We start from the raw sequence: 21,316 nt of genomic DNA on the forward strand, positions 1-21,316 counted from the left end.
GGACTGCTCGGCCAGGCGGGTGCAGACCGCGGACAGGCTCCCGTCGGCCTGGGTCACAACGGGACGATGTCGGCGTGGACGAGGCGGCGGGCCTCGGTGAGGGAGACGGGAGGCGAGGCGGCGCGGTCGTCGGCCGGATGCAGCTCGTACTCCCGTACCGCGATCCGCAGCCTGCGCCCGCCGGTCGGCGGCAGCGGCACGTCGCCCTCCCAGACAACCGGGTGCCCGGCCACGGCCGGCGCTCCGTTCAGCAGGGTTTCGACGCCGTCCACGGCCGTCCAGCCGAGGTACGGGTCAGTGAACGCCGGGTCTTGGACCTCGACGACGGCGGCGACCGTGTTCGAGCGGGCGATGACGTCGCCGTGCTCGTCGGCCGACGATTCCGGTGCCGGACCGCTCAGGGTGACATGTGCCCGGTCTCCGGAAACCGCACAGCTGAGGGTGCGGTCCGGCACGGTCTGAAGGAAGGCCGTCGGCACGATCGGTGACAGCTCGCAGCCCGGGAGGGAATGTTCCTGATAGCGCGCCAGCGCCAGTCGTACGAAGGGGAAGTAGGCCATTCCCGTCGGGAAGCGAAGATCGACGTACCAGGAGGCGCGTTCGGGGTCCCAGGTGGGCTGGAACGTGACGACATCTTTCTCCAGGGAGGATGCACACAGCCGGACCCGTCCCCTTTGCCGGCCGTTGCCGAAGGACGGGGCGAGGAGGGGCTCGGGCACGGTCGAACCATGGGTCGGGTCGTGGAGCAGGCAGCTGATTTCGCGGGACAGCTCGGTGAGAGGGCTGATCAGCTTGTCGCCGCAGACTACGGCCAGTTCCTCCCCGGCCCCCGAGGAGAACCACGGTCTCTCCAGCCACACCCGCACACCGAGGTTCGTGCGCTCGCTGACGACGGAGCCGTCGGTCGCACGATGCTGGGCGTAGCCCATCAACGGCAGGACCTGCCGAACCTTCGGTTTCGCCGGTGGCGCGCTGCTGAGCAGGATGACGTCGAACGGCTCGGCGGCGCTGCTGCCGTCCGTGGTCGGCATGGCGGGGTCGAAGTACTCGCGGAAGCGGGTGGCGGCGGTGAACCGGTAGGTGACGCGGCGGTAGCGGGTGTCTCCGAACTCGTGTGCTCGAAACGTTTCCAGCTGGGCGGCCCCGGCCTCGAGTCGGCGCCGCTCGGCGGCGGGGAGATCCGCGGCCGCCGCAGCGGACAGCAGGCGGGCGCGCAGGGTCTCCGGCGTCTCGCCCTCGGCGCCCCGGGTCCGGAACGGCATCCAGCGGTCGTACGGGCCGATCAGCGGCTTGATTTCGGGCAGCCACCGGGTACCGAAGGGCTCGGGCACCGTCAGCGAGAAGACGGTGTTCCGGACGTGCCGCACCATGGCGTGCACGTCGGCGTAGCGTGTGGCGCCGTCGTCCTCGGTTTCGTCCCACTTGGCGGACAGGTCCAGCCGGCCGGTCGAGAACTCGTCGAAATACATCAGGCCCTCAAGATCGGCGGCGCTCGCCCCCTGGGTACGCGCCAGGGAGGTCACCGCTGTCCCCTGCCGGTCTGTCAGCAGCAGGTTGGGCTGCTCCACGGGACGCTGTACGGCGTGCACCAGGACCAGGTCCCGCCACGGTGTGGTCATCCAGTGGGTACCGGCGGCGATCGCCTCGCGCACCGTCTGCGCGTCTGAGGCCCCGAGTACGTCGTCGCACCATCCCAGCAGGGCGAAGACGTCGGGATCGTCGAGGAACAGCGAGGACAGCCGTAGCCGTGCCGTACGGCCGGGCGGGAGCCCGACGGTGAGCAATCGGTCGTCGGCACTGTAGTGAGTGGTGAAGTCGCCTTCCTCCAGGCGCAGTCGGATGGGGAGGGGCCTGGGCCAGTGGGAGCCGTCCTGCTCGGCGCCGGCCTGTTCGAAGGGGATGTCCAGGGTCTTCTCCGGGGCGTCCGGCCGCAGGGTGAGCCGCGCCTTGAGGCCCGCGCACAGCGGGTCCGGCAGATAGGGAAGGTCAACAGTGTCGGCGTCGACGACCACATACGCCCGGTCCGCATCCGGTGGGCCGGGGACCTCGTGGAAGGCGGCGCACTCCCGCACCGCGAAGTCGTACGCGGACTGGGCCGCCGCGGCCGCGGCCAAAGGATCGGAGCCGTGCATGGCCTGGATGGTGTCGTCCAGCAGCCCATGCGTCTCGAACAGTTGGAGCGACGCCTTGGGCGCGGCAAGGTGACGGTCGCAGAACGCCCGGAACTCGTGGGCGGGACCGGTCGACGCTTGGCAGGCGGCTGCGTACTCCGCGGCCGACTGGCCGGGCGTGCTGCGGACGACCAGCCGCTCCATGCCCTCGCCGGGGGTGAAAGGGCGACGGGGGACCAGTTCCGTCGGGGGCAGCGGTTCGAAGCGGAGGTAGGGCAGTTCGCCCGAGGGAGCGGCGCACACATAGCGGTTGTCGCCGCCGGCCTCCAGAATCTGCGTCAGCGCGTCCGCGGCAGGCAGCTCGTGGGCTCGTCCGGCCAGGTCCACGGTACGCAGCCGGATTCGGTAGCGGGAGCGGAACCGCAGTCTGGGCAGGGCGCCGCGCGGTGCGCCGGCCGCGATCGACAACCGCAGGCCGCCGAGGTCCGCGGCGGCTGCCGGAGGCGCTGGTTCCTGGGCGACGGGTTCTCCGGGGCGGGGCGCCGACAGGCTCCAGCCGTCCCAGGTGACCAGCGACTCGTGGGCGTACAGCGGCCGGTCCGGGTCGGCGGGCGCCTGCGGGGTGTCCATCTCCGCGGTCAGGGAGAGCTGGACGAATCCTTCGTCGTCGACGGTCACTTCCTCGCCCGGGTCACGCAAGGGGGTGTACACCATGTGCCGGGCGTGCAGGGAGCGCCAACCGTCGCCGGTGCGGAGGACGTCCATGCGGAAGCCGCGCAGCAGATCCTCATAGGCGAGGACGGGCGGGTTGTCGGGGTCCTTTTCGAGGGCGTCGTTGTTGAGCCGCGCCTGGTAGAAGTCCTCGTGCAGTTCCTCGGCGTGGTGGGCGTGGACCACAGCCAGGCCACCCGTCCGTGCGGTGGGGACGCCGTCGCGCTCGGGCTCGTCCACGGGCCGCTGCTTCTGGTCCTCCTGGCGGCCGAGGGTGGCGGCCATGTTCAGTGCCTTCAGCGCGAGCCCGTCCACGTCCACGGTCTCCGGCCGGTAGCGGTCGGGGTCCATACGGAGGAACCCGTGTGCGAAGTCCCCTCGGGAGGTCCGTTCGACCGCGTCGAAGAACGGCTGCCCGCCGATCTCGCTGCGCCGGCAGACGGTCCAGGGCGTGACGTCCGCGTTCCAGGCGTCCGCGTCGGGATCGTCGTCGCGGGAGGGGAAGGCGGACGGGCGCTCGACGCGCAGCCGCAGCCTGGTCGGCGGGTCCGAGTCGGTGCTCTGCGGGACGAAGTCCGGCCGTATCTCCAGGTCCAGGACGAGGCCGAGGCGGCGCAGCAGTGCCGGGTGGTCGCCGAGAGTGGAGAGGTGCTGGTGAAAGTCCTCGGTCTGCTCCTGTTGCGCCCGCGCGGCGGTCTGGTCGGCCGGGAGGACCTTCGGCTTCTCCTTCTGCGGACGAGCGTGGAACCCGGCCAGGGCGTACAGGGCCTGCGCGGGGCCGCCCGTTCCTGAGCCGAAGGGACGCACGAGGTCCTGGGTGAGCGTCTCGTGCCGTTGTCGCAGGGCCCGTGCCTCCTCGGCGGCGCCGTCGAGCACGGAGCGCAACCGGCGCGAGAGCTCCTCCCGTTCCTCGGTCCCCTCGAAGCCACCGAGCTTCAGGGCCTCGATGAGGTCACTGAAATGGCGCGAGAGGGTGAACGGGCGCTGTTCTCCCTGCCTCGTGGACGCTCCTCCGATGGGCGAGGCGTTGTCGTTGGTGACGGGCAGATCGTCGTGTGCGGCCAGGGCGAGCGTCGCCCACTGGTTGCGCAGGTATGCCAGGACGTCGCCGACGGGGAAGCTGATGAGCGGCCGGTCGGCGAGGTCCTCGAAGGTGAAAGCCGTCACCGGCGTCGTGGCCGGGAGCAGCGCCCGCCACAGTCCACCTCTCGCGGAGGCCGTCACCCGCAGGGGGGCCTCCGTGGCGCCGTCCGGTCTTTCCACGAGCAGTGTGAGCCCGTTCAGGACCGAGCTCCAGTCCGCGAAGTCCGGGAAGTCGGCCAGGGTGGCGTTTCCTCCCGGGTGCAGCCGGGGGGCGACGAACACGGAGGCCCGCAGTTGGCCGTCGCCTGTGAGGCCGCCCGGGAGCAGGATCCACTGGACGAGTTGGTGTCGGATCATGAGGTCCTGCCTCGGTCGCGGGGACTTGGTCGCAGGGTCTTGGGCCGGGCTTCGGTCAGGCGAACGCCTCCAGATATCCCGCCCACTGTGTCGGCGAGAAGCACTGCTGGAAGGTGGGATCACCGCCCGAGCCGGCGAAGTGGCGCTCGACGGAGACGGTGACGGACTTGCTGATGAAGGCGATCTTCACGCGCACGGTGAGACTTGCCTGCCCCCACACCTCGGTGCCGCCGTTCGGCGTCTCGCCGTAAGTGAAGGCCAGGTAGAACTCCAGGGAGACGGAGATCAGACCGAGCACCTCCAGGTATCCACCGCAGCGCAGATAGCCGGTCAGCTCGACGCTCGCGCCTTTCATGCCGAAGTAGATCCCGGCCATGACGGAGACACCGCCGGAGGCGACGCCGAGGTTGAGGCTGACGCTCCCGCCGAACTCGATCGACGCCTCCAGCTGCTCCAGGCCCTTCGCGCCGGCCTCGACCGCGAAGAACCCGCCGCCGCCGAAGAGGCTGACCGTGACCAGGAACGGTTTGTGCCGCTCCGAAACGGCGAAGCGCAGGCCTGCCGGGCGGTCGGTGAACGGGATGGAGAGCGCCGCGGTGACGGCGATGTTCTGCACGCTGACGACGCCGACGGAGACGCTGGGTACCCCGAGGGTGTAGCCGCTCACCACGCCCTGGCCGTCTACCGTCAGGAAAGGCGGATCGGCGAACCCGTCCGAAGGCAGGACCGACAGCAGGGCGTCCACGAACTTCAGCGGGTCTTCGAACTCGATCTTGACGGCCGTGGCTTCGACCTCCACCTTCTTGCCGCTTTCGGAGCGGAAGGCGAGGACGCCGATCCTCGCGCTCAGTGCCCCCGCGAAGGTCAGCCCCACTTTTCGCAGCCGCCCGTTCACCTCGGTCACGGCCTCCTGCCCGCGGACCTTGCGCGTGGTGGCGTCGAGCAGCAGGTCGGCTCCCGTCAGGTCGAGCAGGGGGTTTCCCTGCCTGGCCAGCGGGGGCTTCCACAAGAAGCGGGTTTCCACGCCTTCGGAACCTCCGGGCCCGGCTGCCGGCAGCCGCCGGCTCGTCAGCCGAGGCGGATTGAGCACGAACTCCGGCTGGTCGAGCTGGGTTTGGGCCACCTCGGCACCGGCCGAGTCGCCGCCCATGAAGTCCATGCGCTGGGTGTCCAGCAGGTCCATGAGCGTGATCGTGCCGAGCAGCTTCATCCTGCTGAAGGCGGCGACGTCGACCTGGCCGGCCTGCAGCTTGTCCGGTGCGGAGACCGGCCCCAGCGTCCGGGACACCGCTGTGACGGCCAGTGCGGGACTGGCCAGGCCGCCGCCGCGCTGTGGGGACAGCTCCAGCGGCAGTTCGCTCGTGAGGCTCACGAAGACCTGCGCGCGGTTGGCGGTTTCGAAGCCGTGCTCCAGGTACACGGGGTCCAGGGTGAAGTCGACGGGTCCGGACATGCCGAGGAGTTCGTCGATGGCGGGCACGGACGCCGTGATGTTGGTGATGCGGGGCAGGAAGCAGGGCACGTACCACGGCGGCGCCGGCTGCATGGCGAAATCAGGGTCTGCCTTGGACGCTCCCGGTGGCAGTTCGAGGCTCCAGTCCAGGCTTTCGACCTTCAGTGTCGTGGGGCCGGGCCGGCCCGGGGCCTCCGCGGCCGCCGCCATGGACTGGCCGCCCAGCGTGACGGTGATCGGCGGCTCGTCCGGGGAGGAGAAGTAGGCGTCGGAGATGGTGCGAGGGCTTCTGATCTGACCGGACGTCACGAACATCAGCGGCAGGGAGAAGTCGAGGGCATGGCCCGCGACGTCCAGGCCGACGGCACGGAACCCGATCGGGATGGAACTGTCCGGATCGCGGAGCCAGACCGGCTTGGCGTCCACGGACTCCGAAGCGTCGATCCGTGCGGACGTGGTGGTGAGCTGTACGGAGGCGAAGGGGAACTCGCGGCCCGCACGGGCGAAGGCGGGGACGAGCGGGACGTAGTCGACCACGGGCTGCTGCACGATCAGTTCGGCCGTCCTGACCAGAACACCCCGCGCACCGCCGGCGTTGACAGGCTGGGGGAGCCGCTCGACGCTCTCGACGACCACGGCCCGGTGACCGGTGGGGCAGAGATATCCCGCCTTCACGGTTCGCACCAGGGTGTCGCGCCCCAGCGCGGCGATGTGCATGTACTGACGCAGACTCAGGGGGACGTAGCCGCTGGGCGGGGGTGTCTCCCCCTCCGCGGCGAACTCCGGGTAGTCCCAGCCGGCCTCCAGTTCGGTGTTGGCGCCCAGCGCGGTCAGCTCCAGCCGGCCGGCCGTCAGCGGGACGGGCGTGAAGTACGTCCCGTCACCGGTCGGCAGGTGGAAGTCGGAGCTGAGCCGGGCGATCTGCTCCCGGTCCCCGACGGGCCCGTCGGAGAGGGAGGTCGGGAAGTCCGGGTCTGGCCCGGCGAGGGCGGTCAGCGCCCGCACATCGCCCCCGCGGCCCGTGGCGGTAGCCAGCACCGCGCTCCACAACTGGTGGGCGCCACCCAGCGAGGCCCCGTTGTCCGTGTGCCAGCGGCCGTCCTCGACGGGCGAGAGCAGCAGGCGCCACGGGAACTCGACGGCTGTCTCGAGCTCGGTGGGAGGCACTCGTTCCGGCAGGGCCGCGCTCCCAGGGGTTCCGCGCGGCAGGAGGGCCGTCGGCGCTACGACGGGAGTCCAGTCGTTCCAGGCCAGCAGCGCCTCCGTCGTCAACGGAAGTCCCTGCCCGGCGGGGAGCCGGAACACCAGACGGCTGGGTCCGGCCAGCGCGGTCCGCAGCGGAGGGACGGCCCGTGGCGGTTCGGCCGAAACGACCGTCTCGGACATCGCCTGGGGCGGGAAGGTGACGACGACGAACGCTTCCGCCGATTCGTCCTCGGGGACCAGCGTCTGCCCGTCGGCCGACACCCGCAGATTGACCAGCCGGAAGTCCAGGGCGACCAGGTCGTGGGGGCGAAGGATGCTGAGTTCGGTGCTGCCTGTCATGGCCGGCTCTCCGACTCGGTCGGGGAGCGCGCGGACGCGGACATTCCGCGTTGCCGCGTGCGGGACACATGACCACGAGGCCGGCCCGGCCGGTCGTACGGGTCCAAGAGCGGAGCGTCCGGTCTTCGTCTGCCGGGGACGACGCCGGAATCCGCCTCTTCTCAGGGTCCGTCGACGCAACGGCCCGTGCAACCCGAACCACTGTGCCCGGTCCCGCAGTGCCGCGCCCCGAGTCGCAGCTAGGGCGGTGGCGCGTCCGGCGGTTCCGGAGGGGCGGGCGGTTCCGGGATGGGTGTGGGGGGCTGGGGCGGCAGGTCGGCTCCGTGGACCAGGACGATCTGCGGGCCGGGTATCGCCACGAACCGGGCCGGGTGGTGGCGCCGCTCCTGCCCGGGTTCGGTGACCGCGAGCGGCCACTGGAGCACCAGGTCGCCCTCGCCGAGCGTGTCCCGTTCGCCGTCGAGGCTCAGCAGCTTCCCCTCCCACAGGCGTCCGTCGGTCAACTGCACCGCCAGCCACAGCGAATGCCCCGGCGGGGTCAGCTCGACGGCCCTGTGCAGCGGGGGAGAGGGGGTGTGCCGGACCGACGTGCCCTTGTAGCGGGCGACCGCCAGTCCGGCCGACCCCGCGATCCCCAGGCTGATGGTGAACGCCAGGACACCCGACCAGATGGCCTGCCAGGGATGAACGGTGAGGTAGGCGGAGCCTTTCAGCAGCCCTTCGAGCGGCAGCAGCGCCGTCCAGTGCGGCGCGAGCAGCAGCACGACCAGCGTGCCCACGGCGCTGCCCGCGGCTCCCACGCACACCAGGTCCACGAGTTCCAGGAGGGAGGTGCGCCGGCGTCGCGCTCGACGCACCTCGACGATACGGACGTAGACGTACCCGGGTGCGGCGGAGACGAGCAGCACGGCGAGCGCGACGACACTGGTCGGCATCTTCTCCCCTTGCCTTCCCCTCTTGCCTTCTCGCCTACCTTCGCGCCTGGGACTCCCCGCCGCTCGATGGCGGTGGCGGCGGTGGCGGCGGCTGTTGGGCGTTCGCGCTGCCGAAGGGGTCCGGGAGCCCGGCCGCCCCCGGGTTCGGCTCGGCCGGCATATCGGTGCCTCGCGGGTCCGAGTTCTCGGCGAACTCGCCCTGGGGCAGGAGGTCCTGGAGGTCCGTGTGCGTGTGGACGAGCTCCGCGAGTTCCGCCTGGAAGTCGTCGTTGTCCAGACCGTGGGAGCGGTCGTAGAACTCGACCAGAGCGGCTCGGGTCCCCTCGGAGAGCTTGTGCCACCCGGCGTGGACGACCTTGCGGACCCGCGCGTCGGTGACGCCACGCGGCAGGGCGGGAAAGGCGGGACGTCCGGAATCGGAACGGCTGGAAGGCACGGTCGCTGACACCTCCGGAGACGGCTGGCTGAGGGCGCCCGGACATCCTGCCAGTCTCAGTCCTGTCAAGGAGAACCTTTTCTCACACAAATCTGTTCATCGGTACGTAATCTGGGGGATGAGAGCGCGCCTCGCCTCGGCCGTCCGAAGACGTCACCGGGGCCTGAGGCCCGGGCGAGGGGGCACGGCACGGTGGTCGGGCAGAACAGGCCTTGTGAGTACCGGGACTTCACCGTTCGCCTGGTCCGGACATACCCGACGGACGGTACGGGTGACACCGGGGGCGGTTCCGGGAGGCTCTGTTTCGACGTGTACGCGGTGGAGGACCAGGTCCGGGTCCCGGGCAGGTCGCTTCACATCGAGAACGTACGGCAGTTCGCGGAGAGGTTCGACGAACTCGGCGTCACCGACTCCGACATGGCGAGCATCATGGGGAGCGCGCTGCTTCCCAAGCTCGTCGCCGCCCGCTTCCGGGCCGCCCTGGAGGACGCCCGGCAGCGGCGGGCCGGAGTCCGGCTGTGCATCGAGACCACCGACCCCGAACTGGCCGCCGTCCCCTGGGAGATCTGCTCCGTGGAGGTGAACACCGCGGGCGGCGGACCGGAACGGCGGTTTCTGTACCGCCACGAGGCGGTGTCCGTGGCGCGCAGGCGTGTCCGCTCCTTCCGGCCGCCGGAAGCGGAAGCCTTCGCCCGCGAGACCGGGCCGGTGGTCGTGGCCACCGCGCTGGACGTCTTCGACCGCCACGGCCGCTTCGGACTCCAGGAGCGCAAGCCCGGTGTCGGCGGGCACATCTCCGCGATCAGCGCCGTGCAGGCGGCCGATCGGCTCCAGGGCACACGCTACGAGCCGGTGGTGACCCGGGATCCCGTCAGCCGCGACGAGTTGTGCGACGTCCTCGCCACCCAGGCCTGGGCGTTCGTGTTCGGCGGCCACGGCACCGCCGACGGCATCGTGCTCACCGGGCCCGGCGGCCGGGAGGACCTGGAGCTGATGACCGCGACCGACCTCGCCCGCGTCCTGTACGCCGCGAAGGTGCAGGTCGCCGTCCTCGCCGCATGCCATACGGCCACCGAGGCAGGCTCCGGCGCCGTCGACACGCCGAGCGGCTGGAGCAGCGTGGCCGGGACTCTCGTCGACGGCGGGGTCCCGTGGGTGATCGGGATACGCGGCCTGGTGGACGACAAGGTGGCGGCCGAGCTGACCCGGCAGTTCCTGGCCGGGCTGAAGGACGGCGACTCCGTGGAGAACGCGCTGGCCCGGGCCCGCGACGAGGTGGGCAAGCCCGGATGGCTCCCCGTGCTCCACACCTCCGAGTCCGCGCCGGACGCCCGGTTCCGGGCACCGGCGCCGGCCGTGGCGCGCGAGGAACTCACGGCGTTCCCGGCCGTGTCGGGGGAGCGGGCCACGGCGGGCCGACTCGTATACGACGAGGGTCCGTGCCGGCTCGACGTCCTGTGGGGCCTCGACCGGGGGCCGATCCGCGGCGTGTTGGCCGACCGGCCCGACACCCGGCTCGCCGACGAACTCGACCGCGTGGAGTACGGCCCGCTGGCGCCCGCCACCACACCCCCCGGACGTCGGGCGACCGGGACCGCGCTGTTACCCCGGCGGCAGTGGTACGAGTTGCAGTGCGACGGCGCGGAGATCCCGGGCTCCCCGGACGCGCTGAACCTCCTGGTCTCCCGCCCGTACGGCTGGAACGCGCACCTGAAGGCGCACCCCGACGGTTCCTCGACAGGGTTCGTGGTGTGCTGGGACGCGCCCCGGGGCTGCGCTTCGGGCGCCGTCCGTCCCGCCGTGGACCTCATGCGGGCGGTCGCCTCGCTGCTCCCCGGCGCGGCAGTGCTGCTGCATGTCCGAGGGGACGACGAGGAAGCCCTGCTCGGTGCGGCCGAAGAGGCGGCCGGGTCGCTGCCCGCCCGGGACGACGGCTCGGGGATCGCGCCGGCGGTGCTGACCCGGGTGCGATGGGGGGACACCTCCTGGCGCACCGCCACGGAAACCGGTCGGCCCAGGGACGCGGACGCCGCCGTACACCCCGATGCCGCATCCTCCGGACGGCTGACGGCCCGCGCCCGGGCCGACCGCTACAAGCGGAAAAGGGGTCAGCAGGATGCGGCCGAGCAGCGGTTGAACGCCGCGCGCGCGTTCATCGCGGAGCTGGAGGCGGACGACGAGGACTCCGATCTGCTGGCGGATCCGGCGTTCCTGGCGAGCGAGGTGTTCCGAGTGGGCACACGACCCGAGGTCGAGGCACTGCTCACCGTGCTCGCACGGGAGCGGGACGACGACGAGGAGCGCTACGCCTCGCTGGCCGCCGCGGCCACCCGGGAGGATCACCTGGACGTCTGGCTCGCCGCCGCGGAAGGGCTTCCCACCGCGAGCGGCGAACCCGCCGAGGGCGCCAAGCCGATCGACCCGCTGTCGCTGCCGCCCGCCCTGTTCCCCGAGCCGGTCCGGACCCGCGTGGCGCTGGGACTCCTTCGTCGTGGCGACGATCCCGCGCGGGCCGTCCCGGGACCGCTCTGGAACAACCTGGTCCCCCAGGACCTGCGCCGGGTGTTCGCCTATCTGCGCTCCGCGCCCAAGGGCCGTGACACGGCGGAGGGCAGAGCCGCCGACCTGGAGTTCCTGCTCGGTCTGCGCAGCTACGAAGCCGCGGCCACCGCGCTGCGGGCCGGCGTTGGCCAGTCCCTGTCGATCCGTGAACTGGCCCCCGCCGAGCCGAAGTTCCCCGACGGACGACTGTCACCCGCGGGCTGGGCGGCGCTCGCGTCCCGCCCGCTGGAGGCGGCCTCCGTGCGGCTGCTGAGGGGCGAACCCGCCGACTGGATGCGGCGAGCCGTCGGCTTCCACGAGGAACCCGCCGAACCCGACGGCGACAACCTCCGTTTCGCCGAAGGGCTGCGCCGCGCGCTCTTCACCCCCCACCCGCCGTTCGCCGCCTCCGCCTGACCGCCGCCGTTCGCCGCCTCCGCCTGACCGCCACCGTCCGACCGCCTCCGCCTGACCGTCTCCGTCTGATCGCCGACGTCTCATCACCGCCGTTCGACCACCTTCGTCACCATCCCTCATCGACACACGAGGAGAGTCCGTGCTCGCTGCCTGGTACCTCTGTTCCTGTCTCGGTCTCACCATCCGGCAGAGCGCCGACTACCTGGACATCCTGGAGATCCTGCGCTCGAAGAAGAGCGACGAGCACCAACTGGCCGCCGCCGTGGAGAAACTGGTGGAGTGCGAGCCGTCGCTGCGGCTGCACGGACTCGCCCACGTCCTCGCGGCGGCGCGACGGCCGGAGCACGGCGGCGGGCAGGGTGACGCCGAGGCCGGCGGAGGCGCGCTCGGTGCGGCCGCGCTGGCCATGGCCACCCGCCTCTGCGAGGGCCTCGTCGAGTGGGCGGCCCCCGCTGAGGCCGGCACCCGGCAGCAACTGAGCGACCTGCTGAAAGAGGCCCTCGACGGCTCCCACCACCCGGGGTACGTCGAGCGGGTCGCCAAACTGCTGAGCGAATGCGACCAGCGGACCAGGTCCGTGCCCACCGAGGCGACCCCCTACCAGGACGTCGACGGCACCGTGCTCGAGACGCTCGCCCTCACCCTGCTCGTGGCCGCCGTCGCGCAGGACCCGGACGACGCCGCCAGGCTGTGCGTGGGGGACGACCGCCCCGAGGTCGTCACCGACGCGCTGGCGAACCGGCTGGGACGGCTGCCGCTGCTCGTCGCCGTCGACGCCGTGCTGGCCGCCTCCCCCGAGGAGGCGGACGACGCCGTCCGCACGGCCGTGTGGCACGCGGGGCAGGGCTCGGCGGACCTCGAACCCGATCTGCTGACGGCCGCCGCCCGGTCCTGGTTCCCCGCCCGCCCCCACGACGGGGACCACGCATCCGCCGAGGACTCGCAGGACGTGGAGGTCCTGGAGGACCTCGCGACGCGCTTCGAGACCGAGCTGGGCACCGGCCTGCTGCTGCGTGGCTGGGCGGGGGACAGACGCGGTGTCGGGGCGCGCGGAAAGGAGGTGCTGGCCCGGCTGGGCTGTGGGTCGGTCGGCCTCTCGGACGCACGGGTGCGTACCACCCTGTGGCAGCTGGTCCTGTGGGAGCTGTTCGCCGAGGACGCGCCCGCCCAGGCGCTGGCCTCGGCCGCGCGCTGGTGGGGCGCGCCCGCCTGGTACGAGAACCGGACCCTGTTCGCAGGCGCGCTGGCCGTTCTGCCGTCCGCCGAGGCGACCGACTCCGAGCGGCAGACGGCCGTCGACTGGATCGGCACGATGGCGCGCAAGCCCTACCGGCCCGCAGCAGCGCCCGCGGTCACCTGGCGCGACGACCCGGACGGCCTCCCGCCGCACGTGGTGTGCTCGCCCTGGATGTGGCGGGCCGACAACCGCTTCTCCGTCAAGCCCAAGAGGGAGTCCCCGACCACCTGGTACCGGAGCTGGGACCACCTCGACCTGCTGCGGGTCACGGCGCTGGCCCCGGTCGCGGTGCGACTCCTGCGCGAGGCCCACGACCCGGTCCCGCCCCTGGACTTCGACGGGCGGCGGCCGACCGACCCGGCCGTCGCCTTCCTGTTCCACGTCAAGGACGTCCTCACCGACCCCAGTTGCCGGTTCTTCCTCACCGCCCTGCGCACCCAGTCCCGTCCGGACGAGCTGACCGTGGACGTCCGCCTGGCCGCGCTGGTGATGCACAGCCATCTCACCGTGGGACGCGCCGGGCGGGGCCTGTACTCCGAGGTGCCCGTGTCGCTGTTCGCGGACTTCCTGATCGACGGCCCCGGCGACGTCAGCGAGGTCCAGGAGAAGACCCAGTGGTACCAGCTGTTCTCGCGCCCCGCGTTCAACGGGGCACGGGACTGGATCACGGACTCCGCGGCCGGCGCCCGGCTCACCAGCACGGACGAGGCCCACGGGCCGCGCTGGTTCGACGGCACTGTGCCCCATGCCCGCCGGGTGCTGACGACGGCCGTAGACCGGCTCCTGCCCATCGACCGGGCGGAGGACGGGGCCACCGCGGAGCAGGCGCAGAAGGAGGGCAAGAGCGCCCGCCGGCAGAAGTACACGTCCACCAAGCCGTTCCTGAGGTCGCTCGGCGAGGACTTCACGCCGGATCTCGTCACGGCGGCCCTCGCCGAGATCGACCGGGACTGGATGGCGCCGGACCGGCTGGACCAGCTCGTCGCAAGGCACCACGGGCCGCGGGTGGCCGCTCGCCGGCGCGGTGAGGCGATACCGCCGGGCCTGCGCCTGGACGATCTGCTGGTCGCCGAGCGCTACCCGGCCCAGATGTGGCAGCACAACCACGAGAACATCGAACTGCTCGTCCCCGACCCGTTCGATCCGCAGGAGTGGCAGCACTACCGGGAGCCGTTCGAGCGGTTCCTCACCAACATCGGCGCCGTCCCGCTGACCCTGCGGACGCTCCGGGTGGCGGCCCTGCTGCAGGCGGAGCAGCCGGACACCATCAGCCACGGCGAGCAGTGGCTCACATCCTGGCTGCGGTTGATGGACAGCGTCACCCACAGAAACCACCTGGGCCGTTTCATCCGCAGGGCGGCCCTGGAGATGTTCCGGACACCGGACCGGGGCGTGGACGCCCAGGACCGTGTCCGGCAGGTCCTGGAACGGGTCGTCGCCGGCGTCGTGGCCTTCAGCGCCGAAGCCCCGCGCTACTACCAGATCCTGCTGTCGGAGGAGGCGTTGAGGCCCGGCCCCGACGCCGCGCAGCCGCTGCCGCCCGAAGGGATGAACCGGCTGCGGAAACAGGCCCTCAAGGCGATCCGCCGCCGTAACTGGCACGCGCAGCGGGCCCTTGAGCCCACGACCGGTCCGTGGGAGGTGATCGAGGGGCGACGGTCCCGCGCCGATGTCGACGCGCAGGTCCGCGCGTTCGTCGCCGCGGCGGCCACCGAACCACTGACGTCCGACCCCGGGAAGACGCTGGGGGACGCGTTCGTCAGTTCGTGGGAGCAGTATGCGCTGAGCCTGCCGGGCCGTCCCGGTGACGAGCGGGCGGACCCCCGGCTGGTCGTCGCCCGGGGCGTGCGCCACCGGACCGGGGAGTCGTGGTCCGGTCTCGGCCCCAGCAAGCTGGAGCCCGAGGAGAGCGGGTGGGACGGCTCCGGGGCCACCGATCTCGGGGCCCTCTCCCCGGACGAACGACAGGCGCGCCTCGCGGCATGGCGCAACGTCCCGCGGTCCCGGACCGTCCTGGGCATGGTCTGCGCGCGCGATGCCGCACCGGCCGGCGTACGGATCAACTGGGGCGCCGGGTCGCCGCTGTTCGCCGAGGACGGTGGGAAACTGGACGTCGGCGAACCCTGCGTGGTGCAGGTGGTGTGGGACCAGGCGAGTGAGGCCTGGCAACAGGCGGTCGGCGACACGGCGCGCCGGGCGGGACGCGCCGATCCGCGCGACGGCGAGGTGCGCACCGCGCGCGTCCGCAACGACGACGGCAAGGTGCGCGTCACCGTGGACGGCGTGCCGGGTGACGCGGTCGACGGCGGGGCCGCCGCCGTGCCCTGGGAGCCGGACCTCTCGCAGGTGGTCGCCCGGCCGGGCCACAACGCCGCCCCGGCCGCCCTCGCCACCCTCGCACGCTGGGACGCGACGACGGGCAGCTGGCTGCCCGTCGACCGCTCGCTGACCGAACTCGTCGCCGCCGACCTGCCGTACCGGGATCCGGACGGCCGGCGCGCGACGGTCCTGGTGTACGCGGGGCACGCGGAGACCGACAGCCCCGAGGAGTCCGAGGCGCGGCGCTTCTCGACCGTCGCCGGCCGCAGCTATCTGCTGCGGCCCCAGGACTGGGCGGACCCCGAGGCGCTCACCGCCGTCCTCACCCCCACGGCGCGCGAACCGCTCGCCGGCGAACAGGACGAACTTCAGGAGAACGGCGCCGTGCCCGCCCCCGGCATGCTCGTCTATGTGGCGCTGGGCGAGGGGCCCGATCCACGGCTGGACCTGCTCCCGGACCCGCCCGCCGGAGCGGAGGAGCGCTGGCCCGCCCTCGCCTCGGGCGAGGGCCGCGACACCCGCAACGTCGACTGGCTGGCTCTCTTCAACGAACCCGAGGCACGGCCGTGGCGGGCCACCGCCCAGCGGGACGACACCAGGGCGGACAAGATCCTGGTCTGGCAGGTGCAGGTCGACGACCTCGCCGGCTATCCGACGGGCGTGGGCTTTCCGGCCCGGGTGACCGTCGAGGGAGTGGAGTCCGGCCACGACGAGGTGCGGCTGTTCCAGCCGCGGCCCTGGGACGAGCAGGCCGCCCGAGACGTCAGGGTGATCGGCGACCTGCTGCCCGTCCAGCGCCTGAAGGACGCCGAACAGCCCCCGAGCGGGGTGCGGTTCGACGCGTTCTGGCGGGTCGAACCGGGCGACACGTTCCCGGTGCGGTCCCTGGGCCGGCCCGGCGCCACGACGCCGACGGTCGGGGCCACGGCCGGAGAGGGCTTCCCGGTCCTGCTGGAGCGCTCCGGACTGCTCTTCGAGGACAGGATCCCCGACGGCCTCACACTGAGCGTCACGCGGGTCACCCCCGTCGCCGCGCGGTCCGACGCGCAAGCCGTCCCCCTCCAGGACCGGGACCTGTGCGCGCGCCTCGGGACGAGCACACCTCCCGACACCGGGTTGGAAGGGGTCGTCGTCCAGCTGATTCCGCTGCTCGACGGCTCGGTCGACTCCTACGACGTCTGGCTGCGCGCGCCGGGCGAGGAGCCGCGGCTGTGCGTGCTGCCCGCCGCCTCCTTCCGCGCACCCGTCCGTGACGCCGGCACCACGTTCCGCGGCACACGCACCCAGGACGGCTGGCTGTTCACCCCGCGACAGGTACGCGGTACCCCGCTGCACCAGGTGCGGAGGGTTTCGGAGCTGCCCGGGCAGTCGTGGGAGTTCCAGGGGCTCGTCAGCCGCCCCGGGGACCCGGAGTCCGCGCTGTACACCCAGCGGCGCACCGGCGAGATCGTCCTGGCCCCGCCCCCGGCCGAACGCCCCCGCCCACGGGCCAACGTGCGCGGCACCGTCGGCACCTGCCAGGTCCGCTCCGGCGAGATGAAGCTGGTGCTCGCACGGATCGGCACGTCCGCGGTGGTGGGCACCGTGCCCTCCGCCCTGGCCCGCACGATCGTGGCCGGCAAGGTCCCGATCACCGGGATCCACTTCGAGATCGCCTCGGACGGCCCCCACGAGGACGAGCCGGCCGACGGGAGTCCGAGCCTGATCGCGCTGCGCCGCGGCTTCGACGTGGGCCCCCGCCCCCGCGCCGCGTCGAAGGCCGCCCCGGACCGGCCGCGCACCCAGAACGACCTCTGGCGCCAGGCCTACGACGACGGGGAACCCCAGACGGTAAAGGGCGACCTCAGCGGCAGAACGCTGATCGTGGGCGTGTACCGGCTCCCGGTACGCCGCGACGACGTTCCCTTCGTACGCGCGGTCCGGTACTCCCAGAAAGACGTCAGGGCGCAGGTCGTCGTGGAGAACGGCGAACTCGTCGCCTCGTCCCGCCAGGTGCCGCCGCTCGACGCGGCGCAGTTCGCCCGCTACCTGGCCACGACGCTGTCCGCGAAGAAGGGCCGCGTGTGCGAACTGCGCCGCAGGCTGCACTACGTGGGAACCTTCCGGCAGGGCGGGGAGACCCTGTGGCACTTCGAGTGGGGGCGGGGCTACACGGTCGCGCTGCGCCCCGGTGAACTCACCTGCGACGGCAAGCCCTGCGGCGAGGCGTTCCCGCTGTTCCACGGCGACCAGCTGGTGCGCCTGAGGTACCGCGAGCAGGCGTCCGGCCGGGTCACGGTGGACTTCCGGTCGGGCGACATCCGGGTCCAGGCCGGTACCCGGGTCGCACAGGAGGCACAGGACGACGGCTTCCTCCACCAGGTCACCGTCTTCGCCGACCCGAGCACCGGCGAGGTGCGGATTCGCCGGGTCAGGCTGACGCCCCGTTTCCTGCCGAGGGCCGACGAGCGGTTCCAGGACGTGAACATCGCAGCCCACCTCACCAGGCCCGACCGGGAGAAGGTGCTGCGGCTGCTGGGGGACAGCGCCCAGGCGACGGAACTGTGCGTGCTGGCCCGATTCGACCGCGACCAGTACCTCAAGACCAACGGCGTGGTGCGGACCTTCCGCTACGTGGAACCCCGGTTCATCGGGGCGCACGACGGAAGAGGCCCCGCCAGGAACCGCCTCTTCATGGTCGCGGACGGCATCACACGCACCGCCGACAGCACGTACCTCACCCTGAAGCTGCCCGAGTCGGTGCGCCAGCCCGAGGGCACCGAGCTGAAGGTGCGGGTGTACCCCCGTGACTTCTCCGTACGGCCCAACCTGCTGCCCCGCATCCACGACGAGGTCGGCGGCGACGGCAACGGCGCAGCCGACGAGCCCGACCCGGCCCTTCGGTACCGGGGAGTCGTCTTCCTGGTCGAGGTGAGTCAGGGCACGACGCCCGGCACCTGGCGGGGCAGACTCACCTCCGCGCCCGCCAGGGACGCGCGTACGCTCGTCAGCGCCGTACGGCAGGCCGGAGGATCGCTGCTCGCGGTGGTCGCCGACGAGCGGGGGCGGACGGTGGAGGTCCTGCCCGGTGTCGTCTTCGAACTGCCCCAGAATTCCTGGAAGTTCGCCGACGAGGTGGGCAAGGGTGCGCTCGTCCGGCTCTACCCGCGCGGCGAAGGACTGTTCGTCGGCCTGGCCCAGCGACCGGACCACGCCTATCTGCACCGGGACGGGCGGGGCCGTGTCGCGCTCGTCGAGGCGTCCTCGAACCGCGGCGACAGCCGCGCCGCGTTCCGGGTGCGAGGGCTGCCTGCCCTGTCCGTCGGAGTGGCCGAGGCACTCGCGCACCGCCTCCACGACGCCGGGCTGCCCCAGACCGCGATGCTGCTCCGCTCCGGCGACAAGGTGACGGCCGTGCCTCCAGGACCCCGCGCCCAGGTGCGGGCCGCGCGGGTCGACACGGGGAACAAGAACAGCGCGGAGGCCGTTCTCAGGCCCCTCCGGCTCGGCGGCAGCAAGGCCCCGGAGGGCCCCGTCCCCTGGTCCCGGCTCAGCTTCGCCGACGGCTCCGTGGAGGACCTGCGCGCCCACTGGGCCAAGCCCCGGCCGGACGGCGCCGCCGGGACCCGCGCCGCCGAGCGCTGGCGCGCGCCCGTCTTCTTCGACGACGACGGCAACGGCGGCTGGACCCTGCGCTACCGGTCGGACCGGCTGCTGAGGAACTTCGCCCTGCCCGCGACCACGCTGACCGAAGTGCCGCGGCCGGCCGGCTCCGCCTGGTACACCGTGGCCGGACCGGCACGGGACAACAGGGGCGCCGCCTACGGTCTGTGGCTCGAACTGAGTCCCGGTGCCGTCATCGAGGTCCACGGCCGGCTGGTCACGGGCCCCGCCGGTCACCCGCTGGACGATCTCTCCTGGGACCGTTTCGGACCGGGCGACCAGGTGCGCCTGGAGGTCGTCCGGGGCGCGCTCGCCGCACCGCGCGAGCTGCGGCTGTCGGACTGGCGCCCGGGCGCACGCGCCGCCTGGTCGGCCGGCCTGCGGGACCGGGTGTGGCTGCCCGTCCGACCGCTGCCCGGCAGGAACGGCGTCGAGCTGGGCGTGCGGCACTTCCGTTGCCGCTACCCCGTGATCGACCCCGCCACCGCGCTCGCCCCGGGCGGCTCCCTGCACTCCGCGCTGCCCGGGGCGACGGCGGTCGTCCTGAACAGCGCTGCCAACACCCTCTCCGGCGCCCCCGAAGCGGGTCCGGCGCCCGGCGACTGCGCCCTGCTCGGCCTCGACCCGCAGGGCGAGCCGACCCTCCTCGGCCTGCCGCACCGCCGGGTCGCGCTGAGCGAGGACGCGGCCGGATGGCCCGGCGGAGGCTGGCTGCGCGACCTGCTCGCCGGCGGGCCGGCGGCGCTGCTGGAGCAGCTGGAGGCTCTGCCGGTGACCGTCGAGGAGTGGGGCGAGGAGTGCGTCATCGTGTCCCGACGGCTCCAGCCGGCCGGGACGCTGCCGGAGAGAGCGACGATGCTCTGCACCGCGCTGGCCGAGGCCGGCGGCGACCTCGTGGTGCGCTGCGGGGGAGCGCTGCATCTGCTGCCCATGCGGGAGGTCGTGCCCGGGCTCCCGGAGCAGCTCGCCGTCGAGGCCGCCCGCTTCCTCAGCGGCCGTTCGCCGCACGAGGCGCAGGAGAACCGACGAGGCCAGCGGCTGTGGTGCCAGTCGACGCTGCCCGGCGACCGCGGCGGTCAGACCGGCGCCGGCCCGGTGCTCCACGTCCGTCTGCCGCTCGCCCCGCTGTCACCCCACGCGGACGAACTGCACGCCACGCCGCGCGGGGTGCTGGTCCCGTCGGACGGGCCCGACCGCCCGCCGCACGGTCTGCTGCTGGAGGCGGACCGCGACCGGCGCTGGCACTGGATGCCGGCCGAGCGGGCCTCGTGGCTGCCCGACCCCACGGCCGGGGAGCTGCGCGCCGCACTCGTCGACGGCGCACGGCCCGTGCGCGTCCGCCGACTCGCCGACGACACGGTGTCGGTGCTGCACGTGCGCGACGTGGAGCGCGCGCGGCTCGCGCTGCGCCCGGGCACCCGGCTCCGGGTCGCCCCCGGCAAGGACCGGGAGCGGACGGCGGACGGACCGCAGCCGAGGGTGGCGCGCGCCCTGCCCACCGGAGTCCTCGTGCAACTGCGGCCCGCCCAGGAGGAAGGCGTACGGTCGGGCGAACAGCTGTGGTGCGAGGTGGAACGGCTGGACACCGGGCACGGCCGGGGCGCCGTCGGCGTGGTGCCGGTCGGCAGCCGCCGGCACCGGGTGGACCTGCCGAAACGCCTCGCCGTGGACTTCGCGACGACCGCGGCCGCACAACAGGCGGCAGTGCTCGCGACGTGCGCCGCCCGGGACGTCGTCGCCGAGGCCTATCGGTTGCCGCGCGCACCCGGGGCCCCGCTCTCGCCCGACGCCCGCCTGGCCCTGCGGCGCTGGCTCACCGAGCACGGAGCGGCCGCGTACCACCTGATCGCCGATCCCGAGGCGGCCGATCTGGATCTGGAGTTGACGGACGTCCTGGCGGCGACCCTGCTGCTGGAGCGGCACGGCCGAAGCAGCCCGTCGCATGCCAGGGGCGCGGTCCTGCTCGCCCATCACCTGGGGCTGCGGGCGACCCGCTCGCTGCATGTGGAGCCGCTGGTCCGGTCCTGGGCCGCGCTCGAACGGCTGGCCGCCGACCCCCGCCTGGCGCGGCTGCGGTTCCCGGCCGAGCTGGACGACACCCAGCTGCACACCGTTCGCTCCTACGGCAACGGGCTGCTGAGCCAGACCGACGGCGCGGGAGACGAGCACACCGATGCGCCCGTGGCCCGTGCCGCTCTCGCGGCGGTGGGCGACCTGCCGCCGGGCGAGGACCTGTCGAAGGGCGCCGACTGGCTGTCGCCGCTGGCGGCCCTGGGCCGGGCCCTGCACCCGCCGAAGGGCGAGGCCACCGCCCAGTCCGAGCTGGACCCCGGCCAGCGCGACCAGCTGCACACCTCGCTGAGCAACGCCATGAACGTCCCGATCCCGCTGCTGGCGCATACCGGCGTCGTCCCCGCCGCCCAGCGGGACCTCGCCCGACTCGTTCTGGAGGAGGACATCGAATGAACGGCCACGGCCGCTGACCCGTATCTCTTCGCGAACGCCCGGCCACAGGCGTGGCCGGGAAGC

6 protein-coding genes are annotated in these 21,316 nt (G+C 72.8%); 2 read left to right on the top strand and 4 right to left on the bottom strand.

All coding sequences use genetic code 11. The annotated features are described in order from the left end of the window. Positions 1-53 precede the first annotated feature (53 nt). The 4 genes from ACZ5SK_RS04130 to ACZ5SK_RS04145 all read right to left on the bottom strand — a co-directional run bounded on the left by ACZ5SK_RS04130 (position 54) and on the right by ACZ5SK_RS04145 (position 8,631). A complete protein-coding gene (locus tag ACZ5SK_RS04130) occupies positions 54-4,262 on the bottom strand; it encodes a hypothetical protein (protein ID WP_468575298.1) in 4,209 nt (1,402 codons plus the stop codon). A 55-nt stretch (positions 4,263-4,317) separates the two neighbouring features. After that, positions 4,318-7,260, bottom strand: coding sequence for a hypothetical protein (locus tag ACZ5SK_RS04135; protein ID WP_468156187.1), 2,943 nt, complete (start codon positions 7,258-7,260; stop codon positions 4,318-4,320). Between the two features lie 239 nt (positions 7,261-7,499). Further along, entirely contained in the window at positions 7,500-8,195 is a 696-nt protein-coding gene (locus ACZ5SK_RS04140) for a DUF6338 family protein (protein WP_334582798.1), read from the bottom strand. Between the two features lie 34 nt (positions 8,196-8,229). Continuing rightward, positions 8,230-8,631 carry a hypothetical protein gene (locus ACZ5SK_RS04145; protein WP_334582797.1) on the bottom strand — a complete coding sequence of 134 codons (402 nt, stop codon included), beginning with the start codon at positions 8,629-8,631 and terminating at the stop codon, positions 8,230-8,232. A gap of 309 nt (positions 8,632-8,940) precedes the next feature. On the opposite strand from ACZ5SK_RS04145, the gene ACZ5SK_RS04150 reads away from it, so the two are divergent. Both ACZ5SK_RS04150 and ACZ5SK_RS04155 read left to right on the top strand, forming a co-directional pair. Next, the gene (locus ACZ5SK_RS04150; protein ID WP_361704111.1) at positions 8,941-11,589 is read left to right on the top strand and encodes a CHAT domain-containing protein; all 2,649 of its coding nucleotides are present in this window, start codon (positions 8,941-8,943) and stop codon (positions 11,587-11,589) included. 139 nt (positions 11,590-11,728) lie between these two features. Further along, a complete protein-coding gene (locus ACZ5SK_RS04155; RefSeq protein WP_457494909.1) occupies positions 11,729-21,253 on the top strand; it encodes a hypothetical protein in 9,525 nt (3,174 codons plus the stop codon). Positions 21,254-21,316 lie beyond the last annotated feature (63 nt).

The sequence above is a fragment of the Streptomyces sp. NPDC031474 genome, from assembly GCF_055581185.1.

Excerpts from the sequence above, each read along its gene's own strand:
- ACZ5SK_RS04130 (WP_468575298.1), bottom strand. The coding sequence starts at position 4,262 with ATGATCCGACACCAACTCGTCCAGTGGATCCTGCTCCCGGGCGGCCTC.
- ACZ5SK_RS04140 (WP_334582798.1), bottom strand. The coding sequence starts at position 8,195 with ATGCCGACCAGTGTCGTCGCGCTCGCCGTGCTGCTCGTCTCCGCCGCA.
- ACZ5SK_RS04135 (WP_468156187.1), bottom strand. The coding sequence starts at position 7,260 with ATGACAGGCAGCACCGAACTCAGCATCCTTCGCCCCCACGACCTGGTC.